At 72.2% G+C, this 14,749-nt stretch carries 12 protein-coding genes; 7 read left to right on the plus strand and 5 right to left on the minus strand.

Annotated elements, in window-relative coordinates:
• Positions 1 to 51 precede the first annotated feature (51 nt).
• Together OG871_RS25530 and OG871_RS25535 are read left to right on the plus strand one after the other, a co-directional pair.
• A complete protein-coding gene (locus tag OG871_RS25530; protein ID WP_371499627.1) occupies positions 52 to 558 on the plus strand; it encodes a DUF485 domain-containing protein in 507 nt (168 codons plus the stop codon).
• The gene (locus OG871_RS25535) at positions 555 to 2,186 is read left to right on the plus strand and encodes a cation acetate symporter (RefSeq protein ID WP_371499628.1); all 1,632 of its coding nucleotides are present in this window, start codon (positions 555 to 557) and stop codon (positions 2,184 to 2,186) included. Before OG871_RS25530 ends, OG871_RS25535 begins: the two co-directional genes overlap by 4 nt.
• 32 nt (positions 2,187 to 2,218) lie before the next feature.
• Here the strand turns inward: OG871_RS25535 and OG871_RS25540 are convergent, their stop codons facing one another.
• The 4 genes from OG871_RS25540 to OG871_RS25555 all read right to left on the minus strand — a co-directional run bounded on the left by OG871_RS25540 (position 2,219) and on the right by OG871_RS25555 (position 7,765).
• On the minus strand, positions 2,219 to 3,475 hold the full coding sequence (locus OG871_RS25540; protein ID WP_371499630.1) for a pyroglutamyl peptidase: 1,257 nt from the start codon (positions 3,473 to 3,475) through the stop codon (positions 2,219 to 2,221).
• Positions 3,476 to 3,573: 98 nt separating this feature from the next.
• Positions 3,574 to 3,972 (minus strand): hypothetical protein, encoded by a 399-nt coding sequence (locus OG871_RS25545; protein WP_371499632.1) that lies wholly within the window; start codon positions 3,970 to 3,972, stop codon positions 3,574 to 3,576.
• Between the two features lie 256 nt (positions 3,973 to 4,228).
• A complete protein-coding gene (locus tag OG871_RS25550) occupies positions 4,229 to 5,131 on the minus strand; it encodes a sucrase ferredoxin (RefSeq protein WP_371499634.1) in 903 nt (300 codons plus the stop codon).
• A 186-nt stretch (positions 5,132 to 5,317) separates the two neighbouring features.
• Positions 5,318 to 7,765 (minus strand): DNA topoisomerase (ATP-hydrolyzing) subunit A, encoded by a 2,448-nt coding sequence (locus OG871_RS25555; protein WP_371499636.1) that lies wholly within the window; start codon positions 7,763 to 7,765, stop codon positions 5,318 to 5,320.
• Positions 7,766 to 8,077: 312 nt separating this feature from the next.
• Here OG871_RS25555 and OG871_RS25560 point away from each other — a divergent pair, with 312 nt between their 5' ends.
• From OG871_RS25560 to OG871_RS25575, 4 genes are all read left to right on the plus strand, one after another.
• The gene (locus OG871_RS25560; RefSeq protein ID WP_371499638.1) at positions 8,078 to 9,415 is read left to right on the plus strand and encodes a M16 family metallopeptidase; all 1,338 of its coding nucleotides are present in this window, start codon (positions 8,078 to 8,080) and stop codon (positions 9,413 to 9,415) included.
• A gap of 20 nt (positions 9,416 to 9,435) precedes the next feature.
• Positions 9,436 to 10,803: a M16 family metallopeptidase gene (locus OG871_RS25565; protein ID WP_371503418.1), complete on the plus strand. Its 1,368-nt coding sequence runs from the start codon at positions 9,436 to 9,438 to the stop codon at positions 10,801 to 10,803.
• A 170-nt stretch (positions 10,804 to 10,973) separates the two neighbouring features.
• On the plus strand, positions 10,974 to 11,384 hold the full coding sequence (locus OG871_RS25570; RefSeq protein WP_371503419.1) for an NAD-dependent epimerase/dehydratase family protein: 411 nt from the start codon (positions 10,974 to 10,976) through the stop codon (positions 11,382 to 11,384).
• A gap of 274 nt (positions 11,385 to 11,658) precedes the next feature.
• Positions 11,659 to 12,852: an RtcB family protein gene (locus OG871_RS25575; protein WP_371499640.1), complete on the plus strand. Its 1,194-nt coding sequence runs from the start codon at positions 11,659 to 11,661 to the stop codon at positions 12,850 to 12,852.
• 2 nt (positions 12,853 to 12,854) lie between these two features.
• Here OG871_RS25575 and OG871_RS25580 read toward each other — a convergent pair whose 3' ends face one another.
• Positions 12,855 to 13,676 (minus strand): LAGLIDADG family homing endonuclease, encoded by an 822-nt coding sequence (locus OG871_RS25580; RefSeq protein ID WP_371499641.1) that lies wholly within the window; start codon positions 13,674 to 13,676, stop codon positions 12,855 to 12,857.
• Between the two features lie 131 nt (positions 13,677 to 13,807).
• Here OG871_RS25580 and OG871_RS25585 point away from each other — a divergent pair, with 131 nt between their 5' ends.
• Complete coding sequence (locus OG871_RS25585) at positions 13,808 to 14,719, plus strand: glutaminase (protein WP_371499643.1); 912 nt, start codon at positions 13,808 to 13,810, stop codon at positions 14,717 to 14,719.
• Positions 14,720 to 14,749: the final 30 nt, after the last annotated feature.

Here is a 14,749-nt window from a genome sequence, read left to right on the forward strand (position 1 = left end):
GGCGAACCCGACGCCCGCCCCCATGCGGAGCGGCCCGGCCATGGAGCTCCAGTGGCACAGCAGGAGAGGTTCGACTGGTGGGCCGCCGAGCCCGCCGGGCGTACGGCGACCACGCCGGCCGGCCGGGCCGGAGCCCGGACGGCCGCGCCGGCCGTGGCCCGGCAGGGGACCGCCGTCGGGGAGGCGCCCGCCGCCGTCCCCGTAGGGCCGCCCGCCCCTGCCGCTGGTCCGCACGCCGGTGTCGAGGCCGGCCAGGTCTACCGCGCCGTGCAGCAGAGCCCGGCCTTCCGGGAGATCCGCCGCAGCTACCGCGGTTTCGCCTTCCCGGCCACCGGGCTCTTCCTCGGCTGGTACCTGCTCTACGTCCTGGCCCAGGCCGCGGCGCCCGAGCTGATGCGCATCCGGCTGGCCGGCCCGGTGAACGTCGCCTGGCTGCTGGGGCTGCTGCAGTTCGCCTCGACCTTCGTGCTCACCTGGCTGTACGCCCGCAACGCCCGCACCGAGCGCGACCGGGCGGCCCTGGAACTGCGCTGGGACACCCAGGACCAGCTGCGATGACCGGCGCCCTGTCCTCCTCCCCGGCCCCCGTCGGCCCGCACCACGGCCTGGCGGTCGCGCTCTTCGCGGTGGTCGTGCTGATCACTCTGGCGATCACTCTCTGGGTGGGCCGCCGGGGCCAGGCCGCCGAGGACTTCTACGTCGGCGGCCGCGGCTTCGGCCCGCTGCAGAACGGCCTCGCGCTGTCGGGGGACTACCTCTCCGCCGCCTCCTTCCTCGGTGTCACCGGCCTGATCGCGCTCTACGGCTACGACGGCGTGCTGTACAGCATCGGCTTCCTGGTCGCCTGGCTGCTGGTCCTGATGCTGGTCGCCGAACTGGTCCGCAACGCCGGGCGCTACACCCTCGCCGACGTGCTCGCGGTCCGGATGAACCGGCGCCCGGTGCGGGCCGCCACCGGTACGGCCAGTGTGGTGGTCACCCTGCTGTACCTGATCGCCCAGATGGTCGGGGCCGGCAGCCTGGTGGCCCTGCTGCTCGGCACGGACAGCGCTGCCGCCAAGGCCTGGACGATCGTGGCGGTCGGCGCCCTGATGATCGTCTACGTGACGGTCGGCGGAATGCGCGCCACCACCTGGATCCAGATCGTCAAGGCGCTGCTGCTCCTGGCCGGTTCGGTGCTGCTGACGGTGCTGGTGCTGGCCCGCTTCCACGGGGACGTGGCCGAGCTGATGCGCTCCGCCGCCCACCGCAGCGGGGCGGGGTACCGCTATCTCGAACCCGGGCTCAGGTACGGCGGCAGCCCGACCCGCCGGCTGGACTTCGTCAGTCTCGGCCTCGCGCTGGTGCTCGGCACGGCAGGGCTCCCGCACATCCTCAGCCGCTTCTACACCGTCCCCACCGCGCGGGCCGCCCGGCGCTCCACGATCTGGGCCATCGCCCTGGTCGGCGGCTTCTACCTGATGGCCGTCGTGCTCGGCCTCGGAGCGGGGGCGCTGGTCGGTGCGCCGAACATCCGGGCGGCCAACCCGGCGGGGAACACCGCCGTTCCGCTGCTCGCGCTGGATCTGGGCGGAGGCGCGGGGTCGACCGCGGGCGTGGTGCTGTTCGCGCTGATCTCGGCGATCGCCTTCGCCACCATCCTCGCCGTGGTCGCCGGGCTGACCCTGGCGTCCTCGGCCGCCTTCGCCCACGACCTCTACGCCCGCGCCTGGCGCCGTCCGGACGAGCGGGAGGTGACGGAACAGCAGGAGGTGGTGATGGCCAGGGTCTCCGCCGTGGTGATCGGCGCTCTGGCCATCGTGCTCAGCCTGTTCGCCCAGCGGCTGAACGTGGCGTTCCTGGTCGGGCTGGCGTTCGCCGTGGCGGCTTCGGCCAATCTGCCGACCCTGCTCTTCAACCTGTTCTGGCGGCGGTTCACCGCCCGCGGTGCGGTCTGGTCGGTGTACGGGGGGCTGGTGCCCGCGGTGCTGCTGGTGCTGTTCTCACCGGTCGTCTCCGGCTCGCCGACCTCCCTGGTGCCCGGGGTGGACTTCCACTGGTTCCCGTTGGAGAACCCGGGGTTGGTCTCCGTCCCGCTGGGCTTCCTGGCGGGCTGGATCGGGACGGTGACCTCGCGGGAGATGCCGGATCCGGACCGGTACGCCGAGCTGGAGGTCCGGTCGCTGACGGGGGCCGGCGCGGTGTGAGTCCGGCCCCCGCCGGCGCGGTCGGGCCGCGGTCAGGACGTCAGGATGGTGAGGATCTCCGCCGTGATCTCGTTCTCGTTGCGCTCGAAGTCGGGGCCGGTGAGCCGGTCCCGGTCGGAGGGCAGGCCGGTCAGCACCGGGGTGTGCAGGTGCCCGCCGGGGAGGGCGGGGGCGAGCTCCAGGCGGAGGCGGTTGCTGCGGTAGGCGACCTCGTTGGAGAGGTAGCCGCCGCCTCCGCCGGCCACCGCACGTGAGCCGGGCGTCGGTCCGTCGGGCAGGTCCACCGGCTCGCTCTGCCCGGCCGGTATCTCGCTGACCTGGGTGTTGAGCAGGACGGGGTACGGCGTCTGGGTCGCTGCCGTCATGGCGTCCGTCGGCAGGGTGGTGGCGATGAACTCCGCGCCCGGGCCCAGACCCGGCGCGTCGACCGGGTGGTCGTAGCTGCCGCCGGAGAGCGCGCCCTGGTTGTCCGGGTACGGATCCGCCGAGCGGGCCCGCCCGGCCCAGGCCTCCAGGGTGAACAGTCCCGGGTACCCCTGGCTGATCGTGGTGATCAGATCGGCCGACCGCGGTCCGGCGGCCATTCTGGGGCCGAAGGCGCGCTCGACGATCCCGCGGTCGAAGTCCTCGTACCGGACCGGGAGGACGACGGCCCGGATCTCGGCGGTGCCGCCGTTCGCCAGGGGCACCTTGCGGCCGTTGAGCCGGAGGGCGGCCGAACCCGAGGGGTTGGCCGTCCGGATGTCCCCGTCGAGGCCGAACGGGTCGAAGCCACTGATGAACACCCGTCGCACGCCGGGGGTTGTGCTGAAACCGTTGTTGGTGAGGCCGCGGGAGGCGTCCTCGAAACGGGCTCGCAGGGTCGAGGTGTCGACCGGGAAACCCGGCTGCCAGGAGGCGAGTTGGGCGGTCATCGCGACTCTGGTCCAGTACAGCGGACGGTCGTCCCCGGGGGCCAGGTCGCCGCCGGGACGCCGGCCCTGGGCGCGGCCGACCGCCGACTGCCACAGCGCCTCGCCCCAGGAGTCCATCAACTGCCCCGCCTCGACCGGGTTCCGGACGCTGCACAGGGCGGCCGGGAAGCGGGCGGTGAAGGTGGTCAGCCCGGCCCGGTCGGTGAGGGCGGCGGTCCGCGGGTCGCGGAGTCTGCTCTGCTCGCGGTCGGGTGCGGCGACGGTGGTGCGGCAGCCGGCCGAGGTGCCCGCGTCGGCGTGGGCCGGCGGGGCTGCCAGCACCGCCGCCGCGCTGAGCAGCGCGGCGGCCAGGGGGAGATGGCGGGAGGGTTTCATGCCGTGTGACATTACACTTGCACCTCTCCGGTGGGCAGGGGGCGGAGCCGGCCGGCGAACGTCCCGGCGCGGCCCCGTCGTGCCGTGGTGACTGGGCGTCAGTGCGGGCTGGTGCAGGTGGTCGACTGGAGTTCGGCCCGGCCGGCCGGGCCCCCGGTGGCGCAGACCAGGGTGAGGAACTCGGTGGTGACGACCGGCGTGCTGAGCTGGATCGAGCCCGTCTGGACGCGGGTGGCCGAGGCGACCGTCTCCCACGGGCTGCCCCAGGCGCGCTGGATCTTCACCTCCACTCGCAGGAGGGTGAGTTGGCTGCTGCTGGCGGCGCTGATCCGGGCCGAGCCGACGACGCCGGCGCCGGTGGGCTGATGCCAGGCGCACGGGGTGTTCGCCAGGCTGGGACAGGAGGCCTTCACCGGGGCTGCAGCGGTGGACGGGCCGACGGTGAGGGCGAGGATTCCGGCCGTTGCCGCCACCAGGCTTGCGATACGCGAAATCATGGCGCTGTTCTCCTTTGAATCAGAGCCGGTTGGCTTGCTGTGGCGAGCATGTCATATCTGTGACGGAACAGTCACTGTGGGTTGTCTCACGTTTGAATCGGCGCCGGAACGTTCGGTCGGGCGTCAGGCGTGGGTTCGGCGGCCCATGGCCGGCGACCGATGGCGGATGACGGGCGGCGAACGACAGCGGGCGGATGACAGATGGTGAAATCTGTCATCCGCCCGCCAGTGGCGCCGGCCCGGCCCGGACGCCCCCTCAGAACGCCTCGACCGAAACGACGTCCATCCGCACCGGCACCCCCGGCGCCTTCCCGCAGCTCTCCGGCCGCGGCGGCTCGCTGACCCCGGCGACGACCGAAACACGCCAGCGCCGCCCGTCCCGGTGCGTCACCACGACGGCCCACCGCCCCTCGCCACCGGCCCGCTGAACCAACGTCAGCTCCTCGGCCCCGGTCTCACCGGTCAGCCCGCGCACCGCCTGCTCGGCCGCCTGCCCGGGCCGCTCCCAGCAGGAACGCCCCCGCGACCACTCCGGCACCGTGTGCCCGTTCGCCGTCGCGGTCAGCACCTCCTTGGCGGCTGCGCCGCTCAACCGCCCGTACGCGTAGCCGAACGGCAGCACCAGCATGGTCGGCGAGAACCGGTGCCCGCCGAGGTGCGTGACCTCCCAGACCTCGGCGTGGCCGGCGCTCGCCAGCTCAGCCGCCAGCGGCCGTCCGAGCACCGCGCAGCACTGGTCCCGCCGCCCGTTGGTGCACACGAGGGCGATCGGGTCGCCGACGTGCTCGCTGCCGAGGCCGCCGTGCACGCCCGCGCCGAGCGCGGTGAAGTCGAGCGCCCGCAGTTCCGCCGGATCGGCCACGCTCATCCTGCGCACCCAGGAGGCACCCGGCCGGGTGTGCGCGACGATCACCTGGCGCAGTGCCTCGGGCCGCAGGTCCGCGTGGCGCCCGGGCCTGCGGATCAGGGCGATCCGGACCCCGGTGCCGGCCGCGGCCCGGTCCAGGGTCCGGCCCAGCTCGGGGTCCAGGTGACTCTCGGTGAGCGCCTTCGCCCCCCAGGGGCCGGCCTGCTCCACCAGCACCCAGGTGGTGGCGGTCGCCGCGGTCGCGGCCAGCGGCTCGGTCAGTTCGCGGGACAGCGTTGTACAGGTGCTCACCCGGCCAACCCTACTCGTCGTCCACCGGCCCGGATCGGCGCTGCCGCAGGCCTTCCGGGGGCGCAGGGCACGCGTCGGGTCCGTACGCGCAGGGAGTCCGGCAGGCCGTGCGGACCGCGCGGGCTGCGACCAATGAGGACGGGGGCGCCCGCAGGCGCCCCCGTCCTCATGTCCACCGGCCCGGCGCTACAGGCGCCCGCCGATGGCCGCGATCTTCGCCGTCACCGGCGACCCCGAGCCGTCCCGGCGCGGGTCCCGCTCCGGCAGCTGGACCGGCGAGCCGTTCGCCCCCGCCGCGTGGGCCGGCTCCGCGCCCGCCCAGGCGAACACCAGGGCGTCCTCGCCACGCAGGAAGCGCTGGCACCGCACACCACCGGTCGCCCGCCCCTTGCGCGGGTACTGCTCGAACGGCGTGACCTTCCAGCTGGTCTGCTCGCCGCCGGTCAGCGTGTCCGACCCGGTCGCGACCGAGACCACCACCGCGTCCGCCGCCGGGTCCACCGCCGTGAACGACAGCACCCGGGCGCCGTCCGACAGCTTGATACCCGCCATACCGCCGGCCGGCCGTCCCTGCGGCCGGACCTGACCCGCCGGATAGCGCAGCAGCTGGGCGTCCGAGGCGATGAACACCAGGTCCTCCTCGCCCGTCCGCAGCTCCACCGCACCGACCACCGTGTCACCCTCCTTGAGGGCGATCACCTCGAACTCGTCCTTGTTGGCCGGCCACTCCGGCACCACGCGCTTGACCACACCCTGCGCCGTCCCCAGCGCCAGACCCGGCGACGACTCGTCCAGCGTGGTCAGCGCCAGCGCCCGCTCCCCGGCCTCCAGCCGCAGGAACTCGCTCACCGCGGCCCCGCCCGCCAGCGCCGACGTGCCCGGCGGCAGCGCCGGCAGGTCGATCACCGGAAGCCGCAGCACCCGGCCCGCCGTCGTCACCACACCCACGTCCGCCCGCGCGGTGGCCGGCACCGCCGAGGCCACCGCGTCGTGCTTGGCCCGCGAACCGCCCGACTCCAGCGGCTCGCCGTCCGCCGTCCGCGCCAGCAGACCCGTCGAGGACAGCAGCACCCGGCACGGGTCGTCCGCCACCTCCAGTGGCACCGACAGCGCCGCACTCGGCACCGTCCCCGCCTCCAGCAGCACCGTCCGCCGCTCGGTACCGAACTGCTTCGACACCGCGGCCAGCTCGCCCGACACCACATTGCGCAGCTTGGTGTCCGACTCCAGGATCTCGGTGAGCTCCTGGATCTCCTTGTTGAGCTTCGCCTGCTCGCTCTCCAGCTCCACCCGGTCGAACCGGGTGAGCCGGCGCAGCGGGGTGTCCAGGATGTACGCCGTCTGCGTCTCGGACAGCCCGAACCGGGCCATCAGGCGGTCCTTCGCCTGCGACGCGTCGTCGCTGGAACGAATGATCGCGATGACCTCGTCGATGTCGACCAGCGCGACCAGCAGACCCTCGACCAGGTGCAGCCGGTCCTGCCGCTTGCGCCGCCGGAACTCGCTGCGCCGGCGCACCACCTCGAAGCGGTGGTCGACGTAGACCTCCAGCAGCTCCTTCAGGCCCAGCGTCAGCGGCTGGCCGTCCACCAGCGCCACGTTGTTGATGCCGAAGGTCTCCTCCATCGGCGTCAGCTTGTACAGCTGCTCCAGCAGCGCCTCCGGCACGAAGCCGTTCTTGACCTCGATCACCAGCCGCAGGCCGTGCTCACGGTCGGTCAGGTCCTTGACGTCCGCGATGCCCTGCAGCTTCTTCGAACCGACCAGGTCCTTGATCTTCGCGATCACCTTCTCCGGACCGACGCTGTACGGCAGTTCGGTGACCACGATGCCCTTGCGGCGGGCCGTCACCGCCTCCACCGACACCGTCGCCCGGATCCTGAACGTGCCGCGGCCCGACTCGTACGCGTCCCGGATCCCCGACAGCCCGACGATCCGGCCGCCCGTCGGCAGGTCCGGACCCGGGATGAAACGCATCAGCGTCTCCAGGTCCGCACCCGGGTGCTTGATCAGGTGCCGCGCGGCCGCCACCACCTCCGCCAGGTTGTGCGGCGGCATGTTGGTCGCCATCCCGACCGCGATCCCGGACGTGCCGTTCACCAGCAGGTTCGGGAACGCCGACGGGAGCACCGACGGCTCCTGCTCACTGCCGTCGTAGTTCGGGGCGAAGTCGACGGTGTCCTCGTGGATCGACTCCACCATCGCCATCGACGCGGCCGTCAGCCGCGACTCGGTGTACCGCATCGCGGCCGGCGGATCGTCGTTGCCCAGCGAACCGAAGTTCCCGTGCCCGTCGATCAGCGGCAGCCGCATCGAGAACGGCTGCGCCATCCGCACCACGGAGTCGTAGATCGACGCGTCACCATGCGGGTGCAGCCGGCCCATCACCTCGCCGACCAGCCGCGCACACTTCACATGCCCGCGCTCCGGGCGCAGGCCCATCTCGTTGGCCTGGTAGAGGATCCGCCGGTGCACCGGCTTCAGGCCGTCCCGCGCGTCCGGCAGGGCGCGGGAGTAGATGACCGAGTAGGCGTACTCAAGGAACGAGCCCTGCATCTCGTCCACGACGTCGACATCGAGGATCCGCTCCTCGAAGTCTCCGGGCGGCGGGGTGGGCGAACTGCGGCGGGCCATCGCGGCGGGGCTCCCTTGCGTCAGTCGGCTGCGTCAGATCTTGTCGGACCGAGTCTGTGATAACTGAGTCGAACCGTACGGAGGCACGGCGCCCCCCATTGTGGACCCTCCCGCCGACAGCCACTGCCGCAGGCCACCCGCCGCCCCCGCTTCCGCCCGTGGCGAACGCGCCCCGCGCGCGGACACATCACGCACCGTTGCGCGTTACACCACAATGGGGGAACGCCATCCGCCCCCTGACCAAGCCGAAGACGGAACGCCTCCCGCCTCCACGGAAGACCGACCGCTTCCCCGAAAGGACCGGAAACCCGCATGGCCAACCCGGCTCCCGCCTCCACCCGAGGCCTCGCCATCACCGAGCACCGCCTGGCCAACGGCCTGCGGGTGGTGCTGTCCGAGGACCACCTCACCCCGGTCACCGCCGTCTGCCTCTGGTACGACGTCGGCTCCCGACACGAGGTCAAGGGCCGCACCGGCCTGGCCCACCTCTTCGAGCACCTGATGTTCCAGGGCTCCGCCAACGTCAGCAACAACGGCCACTTCGAGCTGGTCCAGGGCGCCGGCGGCTCGCTCAACGGCACCACCAGCTTCGAGCGCACCAACTACTTCGAGACCATGCCCGCCCACCAGTTGGAGCTCGCCCTCTGGCTCGAGGCCGACCGCATGGGCTCGCTGCTCGTCGCCCTCGACGAGACCTCGATGGAGAACCAGCGCGACGTCGTCAAGAACGAACGCCGCCAGCGCTACGACAACGTGCCCTACGGCACCGCCTTCGAGAAGCTCACCGCACTCTCCTTCCCGGACGGCCACCCGTACCACCACACCCCGATCGGCTCCATGGCCGACCTGGACGCGGCCACCCTGGAGGACGCCCGCACGTTCTTCCGCACGTACTACGCGCCCAACAACGCCGTGCTCTCCATCGTCGGCGACCTCGACCCCGAGCAGACCATCGCCTGGGTCGAGAAGTACTTCGGCAGCATCCCCGCCCACGACGGCAAGCAGCCCCCGCGCGACGGCACCCTCCCCGACACCCTCGGCCGCGAGGTCCGCGAGGTCATCCACGAGGACGTCCCCTCCCGCGCGCTGATGGCCTCCTACCGCCTCCCGCACGACGGCACCCGCGAGGCCGACGCCGCCGACCTGGCCCTCACCATCCTCGGCTCCGGCGAATCCAGCCGCCTCTACAACCGCCTGGTCCGGCACGACCGCACCGCCGTCGCCGCCAGCTTCGGCCTGCTCCGCCTCGCCGGCGCACCCTCGCTCGGCTGGCTCGACGTGAAGACCTCCGGCGACGCCACCATCGAGCAGATCCAGGCCGCCGCGGACGAGGAACTCGCCCGCTTCGCCACCGAAGGCCCCACCGCCGAGGAACTCGAACGCGCCCAGGCCCAGATCGAACGCGAGTGGCTCGACCGGCTCACCACCGTCGCCGGCCGCGCCGACGAACTCTGCCGCTTCGCCGTCCTGTTCGGCGACCCCGAGCTGCTCAACAACGCCCTCACCAAGGTCCTCGACGTCACCGCCGAGGAGGTCAGGGCCGTCGCCGCCGCCCGACTCCACCCCGAGAACCGGGCCGTCCTCGTCTACGAACCCACCACCGACGACGACACCACCGCCGACACGACCACCGAGGAGACGGCGGCATGAGCACCGACCCCACCCCCGCGATGACCTTCCACCCCCAGCCCCGGCCCGGCACCCCCACCCCGTGGGCCTTCCCTGCACCCGAGCGCGCCACCCTGGCCAACGGCCTCACCGTGCTCCACTGCCACCGCCCCGGCCAGCAGCTGGTCGCCGTCGACATCGTCATCGACGCCCCGCTCGCCGCCGAACCCGAAGGCCTGGACGGCGTCGCCAACATCCTCGCCCGCGCCCTCAGCGAGGGCACCGACACCCTCACCGCCGAGGAGTACGCCGGCGAGCTGGAACGCGCCGGCGCCACCCTCGACGCCCACGCCGACCACCCCGCCATCCGCGTCTCCCTCGAAGTGCCCGCCTCCCGCCTCGAACGCGGACTCACCCTGCTCGGCGACGCCCTGCGCGCCCCCGCCCTGCCCACCGACGAGATCGAGCGCCTGGTCGCCAACCGGCTCGACGAGATCGTCCACGAGCAGGCCAACCCGGCGCGGCGCTCCGCCAAGGCCCTCTACGCCACCCTCTTCGACGACGCCGACCGCCTCTCCCGCCCCCGCAGCGGCACCGCCGACACCGTCAAGACCATCGACCGCCCCGCCGTCCAGGCCTTCTACGACGCCCACGTCCGACCGGCCACCGCCAGCGCCGTGGTCGTCGGCGACCTCACCGGCATCGACCTGATCCCGCTGCTCGAAACCACCCTCGGCCGCTGGACCGGCAGCACGGACGCCCCCAGCGTGCACGCCCCCGTCACCGCCGACGACACCGGCCGCGTCGTCATCGTCGACCGCCCCGGCTCCGTCCAGACCCAGCTCCTGATCGGCCGGATCGGCCCCGACCGCCACGACCCCGCCTGGGCGGCCCAGATCCTCGGCACCTACTGCCTCGGCGGCACCCTCACCTCCCGCCTCGACCGCGTCCTGCGCGAGGAGAAGGGCTACACCTACGGCGTCCGCTCCTTCGCCCAGCCGCTGCGCTCCGCGGCCGACGGCTCCGGCCGCGCCCTGCTCGCCATCAGCGGCTCGGTGGACACCGCCTCCACCGCCCCCGCCCTCGCCGACACCTGGACCATCCTGCGGACCCTCGCCGCCGAGGGCCTCACCGACGCCGAGCGCGAGGACGCCGTCCAGTTCCTGGTCGGCGTCGCCCCACTCAAGTTCGAGACGGCCGGCTCCGTCGCCGCCACCCTCGCCGACCAGGTCGAGCAGTACCTGCCCGACGACTTCCAGGCCGAGGTCTACCGCGAGCTCGCCGAACTCGGCACCGACGCGGCCACCGAGGCCGTCGTCGCCGCCTTCCCCCCGGACCGCCTGGTCACCGTCCTGGTCGGCGACGCCTCCGTGATCGCCGAACCGGTCAAGGAACTCGGCATCGGCGACGTCACCGTGATCGCCAACTGACCACGGACCCCGCGGGCCCGGTGGAGCAGCAGCTCCGCCGGGCCCCTCGCACATCCGCAGACCGGCCGAGGGCCGAGCGGCCTGCCACCGACCGGCCGAGACAGGGGAAGACACGCAGACCGTTGCCGTCACCGGCGCCGAGGGATTCATAGGCTCGCACCTCGTCGAGGCTGCCGGGGCGTCTCGCCACGGAACTCCACAGAGCGGTGCGGTCCGGGGCGGCCGACGGAACCGTCGTCCGGATGGGATCCCTGGCAGGCCACCGGGACTTCGTCGACGTGCGCGACATCGCGCGGTCGGTCGTCACCGCCGCCCGCACACCGGCCCGCCTCCCGCGGATCATCAACATCGGCAGTGGGCGCGCCCGGCCGGTGCGCGCGATAGCCGAGGGCCTCGTCGCGGCGAGCCGCTACGGCGGCACGGTCGCCGAGAACGGGCCCGGCTCGGCGCGCTCGGCCGGCGTGGCCTGGCAGCAGGCCGACATCTCCCGGGCCGGCCGAGCCCCGGGGTGGCAGCCGGGAATCACGCTGGCCCAGGGCCTCCACGACCTCTGGCGGGCCACCGGCGCCGGCCAGGACTAGCGATGAGCAGCGGCCCCAATTGCGTTGCGCCCGCTGCCCGGAGTGTGGGTAGATAACTCCCGCAACCGCTGCGACGGATCACGGAAGGAGGCGGTCACCATGCGGGTCGAGCACATCTGTCGACGCTCCCCACGACCGTCCCTCCGGCGATCGACCGGCCGACGACCGTCGGCCTGAGCGCGGCAGCCACAGGACTTCCCCGAGCCACGCCGGGACATCTCGCGCGGCAACTCTTCTACGCTTGAACCAACCGACCCTGGGAGGTCGTACCGCCATGTCGTACACCGAGGTTCCCGGCGTCCGCGTTCCGATCCGGATGTGGACCGACCCGGCCACCGTCGAGAGCCAGGCGATGGACCAGTTGCGCAACATCAGCACGCTGCCCTGGCTGCACGGCCTCGCCGTGATGCCCGACGTCCACCTGGGCAAGGGGGCGACGGTCGGCTCCGTGATCGCCATGAAGGGCGCGGTCTGCCCGGCCGCGGTCGGGGTCGACATCGGCTGCGGGATGACCGCCGTCAAGACCTCGCTCACCGCCAAGGATCTGCCGGACGACCTGTCCCGGCTGCGTTCCAAGATCGAGCAGGCCATCCCGGTCGGCCGCGGGCTGCACTCCGAGCCGGTCGACCCGGGAAAGCTGCACGGCTTCGCGACGGCGGGCTGGGACGACTTCTGGGGCCGCTTCGACGGTGTGGCGTCAGATGTGAAGTGGCGGCGTGAGCGTGCCATGCAGCAGATGGGGACACTCGGATCAGGCAATCATTTCGTTGAGGTATGTGTAGATACGTCCGATTCGGTCTGGCTGATGCTGCACTCCGGTTCGCGCAACATCGGCAAGGAGCTGGCCGAGCACCACATGACCGTGGCCCGTTCGCTTCCGCACAACCAGGGCCTGATCGACCGGGACCTCGCCGTCTTCATCGCGGACACCCCGCAGATGGCTGCCTACCGGCAGGACCTGTTCTGGGCCCAGGAGTACGCCAAGAACAACCGGGCCATGATGATGGCGCTGTTCCAGGACGTCGTGCGGCGTGAGTTCCCGAAGGCGAAGGTGGCCTTCGACGAGATGATCAGCTGCCACCACAACTACGTGGCGGAGGAGCGGTACGACGGTGTCGACCTGCTGGTGACCCGTAAGGGCGCGATCCGGGCCGGTTCGGGCGACTACGGGATCATCCCCGGCTCGATGGGTACGGGGTCGTACATCGTCCGTGGTCTCGGCAACGAGGACTCGTTCAACTCGGCCTCGCACGGCGCCGGCCGCAAGATGAGCCGGACGGCGGCGAAGAAGCGCTTCACCGCGCACGACCTGGCCGAGCAGACCAAGGGCGTGGAGTGCCGCAAGGACTCCGGTGTGGTCGACGAGATTCCGGGCGCGTACAAGCCGATCGAGCGGGTCATCGCCCAGCAGAAGGACCTCGTCGAGGTCGTCGCGCAGCTCAAGCAGGTCGTCTGCGTGAAGGGCTGATCTCAGGTGGCCGGGGTGCGGGGGAACCGCACCCTGGCCTTCTCCGGTCCCAGCAGGCGCCATCGGCGCATGGAGCAGCTGCTGACCGAGCGGTCCAGCAGGGCGGCGGCCTCCTCCGGGCGGGCGGCGGCCAGGAGCGCGCTGTCCTCCTCGGCCGTCCACACCTTCCGGAGGACCTTGCGGCTCCCCGGTGGCCGGAGCCAGGCGGTGACACCGAGTGCGGCCGCCTGCTTGCGCGGAAGGGCCAGGCACCCGGGGTAGTAGAGGTCACGGGCCAGCGTGACGGCCTCCTCGTTGCTGTAGAGCACGTTGTAGACGGCGTCGCGGGCGTTGCGGTTCAGGGTGCGCCGGGCGCCGGTGAGGTCCTGCGCGTAGTCGCGGAAGAAACGCATCAGGGCGTCGCTGGCGGTGGTCAGGGCAACGAACGGCTTGCCCGTTCCCGTCAGTCCCACCGAGCCGTCGGCGTCGATCAGCCCGCGGAGGTAGTCGCGTGGGGCGAACGGCGCTACTGGCGGTGCGACGGTGGTCGACTTCCGGCCCGCCGGCAGCCCGAGCTCCTTCAACGCCGTCCTGAACTCACGCGCGTGGACCGACCAGGAGACGGAGGCGTGGGCATCGGCGAAGTTCGTGGCCCTGGTCCGGCTGGTGACGCTGCTGGGCCAGGGGCAGATCCGCTGGAACTCCAGCAGGAGGGCGAGGTCGCGTGCCGACAGCTCGACTCGTAGCCGCCCTCGGTTGCGAGAATCCTCGCTGAGGTGCCCGTCCGCCTGGATGAAGCCGAACATGTAGGCGTGCTCGGGGTTTGCGAGGTCGAAGCTGCTCATGGCGCTCATCCTCGGCGGCCGGCGTGGCGCTCCGGCGTCGGACCGGCAAGGATCATCCGATGGTGCGCATTCACTAAAGTCGAAATGTCCGACTGCTTGTCCATTCCGTCCCGCAGGACACAATGGCCCCCGTGGACTACCAGGGACTGCTGCACGACGTGATGGGCCAGGCGCTGCGCGGGGAGGCGCGGGGCCGGGTCGCGGACTACATTCCGGCGTTGGCCGAGGCCGATCCGGGGGCGTTCGGGATGGCGATCGCGACGGTGGACGGCGAGGTGTACGGGGCGGGGGACTGGGAGCAGCCGTTCTCGATCCAGAGTGTCTCGAAGCTGTTCACGCTGGCGTTGGCCATGGCGGAGGGGGACGAGGGGCTCTGGCGGGGGGTGGGGCGGGAGCCGTCCGGGAATCCGTTCAACTCGCTGGTGCAGTTGGAGACGGAGCACGGTGTTCCGCGCAATCCGTTCATCAACGCGGGTGCGCTGGTGGTGACGGACCGGCTGCTGGAGCTGACGGGGGACGCGGCGGGGGCGGTGCGGGACTTCCTGCGGGCCGAGTCGGGCAACGCGCTGGTGGACACCGACGACGCGGTGGCGTCCTCGGAGGCGCGCAACGGGCATCGGAACGCGGCGCTGGCGCACTTCATCGCGAGCTACGGGAATCTGCGCAATCCGGTGGACAGCGTGCTGGTGCACTACTACGCGCACTGTGCGATCGCGGCGAGCTGTCGCGACCTGGCGTTGTCGGGGCTGTTCCTGGCGCGGCACGGGATAAGGATGGACGGCTCGCGGTTGCTGACGCGCAGTGAGGCGAAGCGGGTCAACGCGGTGCTGCTGACCTGCGGGACGTACGACGCGGCGGGTGAGTTCGCGTTCCGGGTGGGGCTGCCGGGCAAGAGCGGGGTGGGCGGTGGGGTGCTCGCGGTGCTGCCGGGGCGTGGTTCGGTGTGCGTGTGGAGTCCGGGGCTGGACGTGGCGGGGAACTCGGTGCTGGGGGTCGCGGCGCTCGACGCGCTGACCACGGCGACGGGGTGGTCGGTGTTCTGACGGTCGGTGCCGATGCTGCCGAGAAGGGGT

The organism is Kitasatospora sp. NBC_00374 (assembly GCF_041434935.1).
Taxonomy (GTDB): domain Bacteria; phylum Actinomycetota; class Actinomycetes; order Streptomycetales; family Streptomycetaceae; genus Kitasatospora.

Bases quoted from the DNA above. Each gene is read 5' to 3' on its own strand.
- OG871_RS25535 (WP_371499628.1), top strand. From the start codon at position 555: ATGACCGGCGCCCTGTCCTCCTCCCCGGCCCCCGTCGGCCCGCACCAC.
- OG871_RS25540 (WP_371499630.1), bottom strand. From the start codon at position 3,475: ATGAAACCCTCCCGCCATCTCCCCCTGGCCGCCGCGCTGCTCAGCGCG.
- OG871_RS25545 (WP_371499632.1), bottom strand. From the start codon at position 3,972: ATGATTTCGCGTATCGCAAGCCTGGTGGCGGCAACGGCCGGAATCCTC.
- OG871_RS25555 (WP_371499636.1), bottom strand. From the start codon at position 7,765: ATGGCCCGCCGCAGTTCGCCCACCCCGCCGCCCGGAGACTTCGAGGAG.
- OG871_RS25560 (WP_371499638.1), top strand. From the start codon at position 8,078: ATGGCCAACCCGGCTCCCGCCTCCACCCGAGGCCTCGCCATCACCGAG.
- OG871_RS25565 (WP_371503418.1), top strand. From the start codon at position 9,436: ATGACCTTCCACCCCCAGCCCCGGCCCGGCACCCCCACCCCGTGGGCC.
- OG871_RS25575 (WP_371499640.1), top strand. From the start codon at position 11,659: ATGTCGTACACCGAGGTTCCCGGCGTCCGCGTTCCGATCCGGATGTGG.
- OG871_RS25580 (WP_371499641.1), bottom strand. From the start codon at position 13,676: ATGAGCAGCTTCGACCTCGCAAACCCCGAGCACGCCTACATGTTCGGC.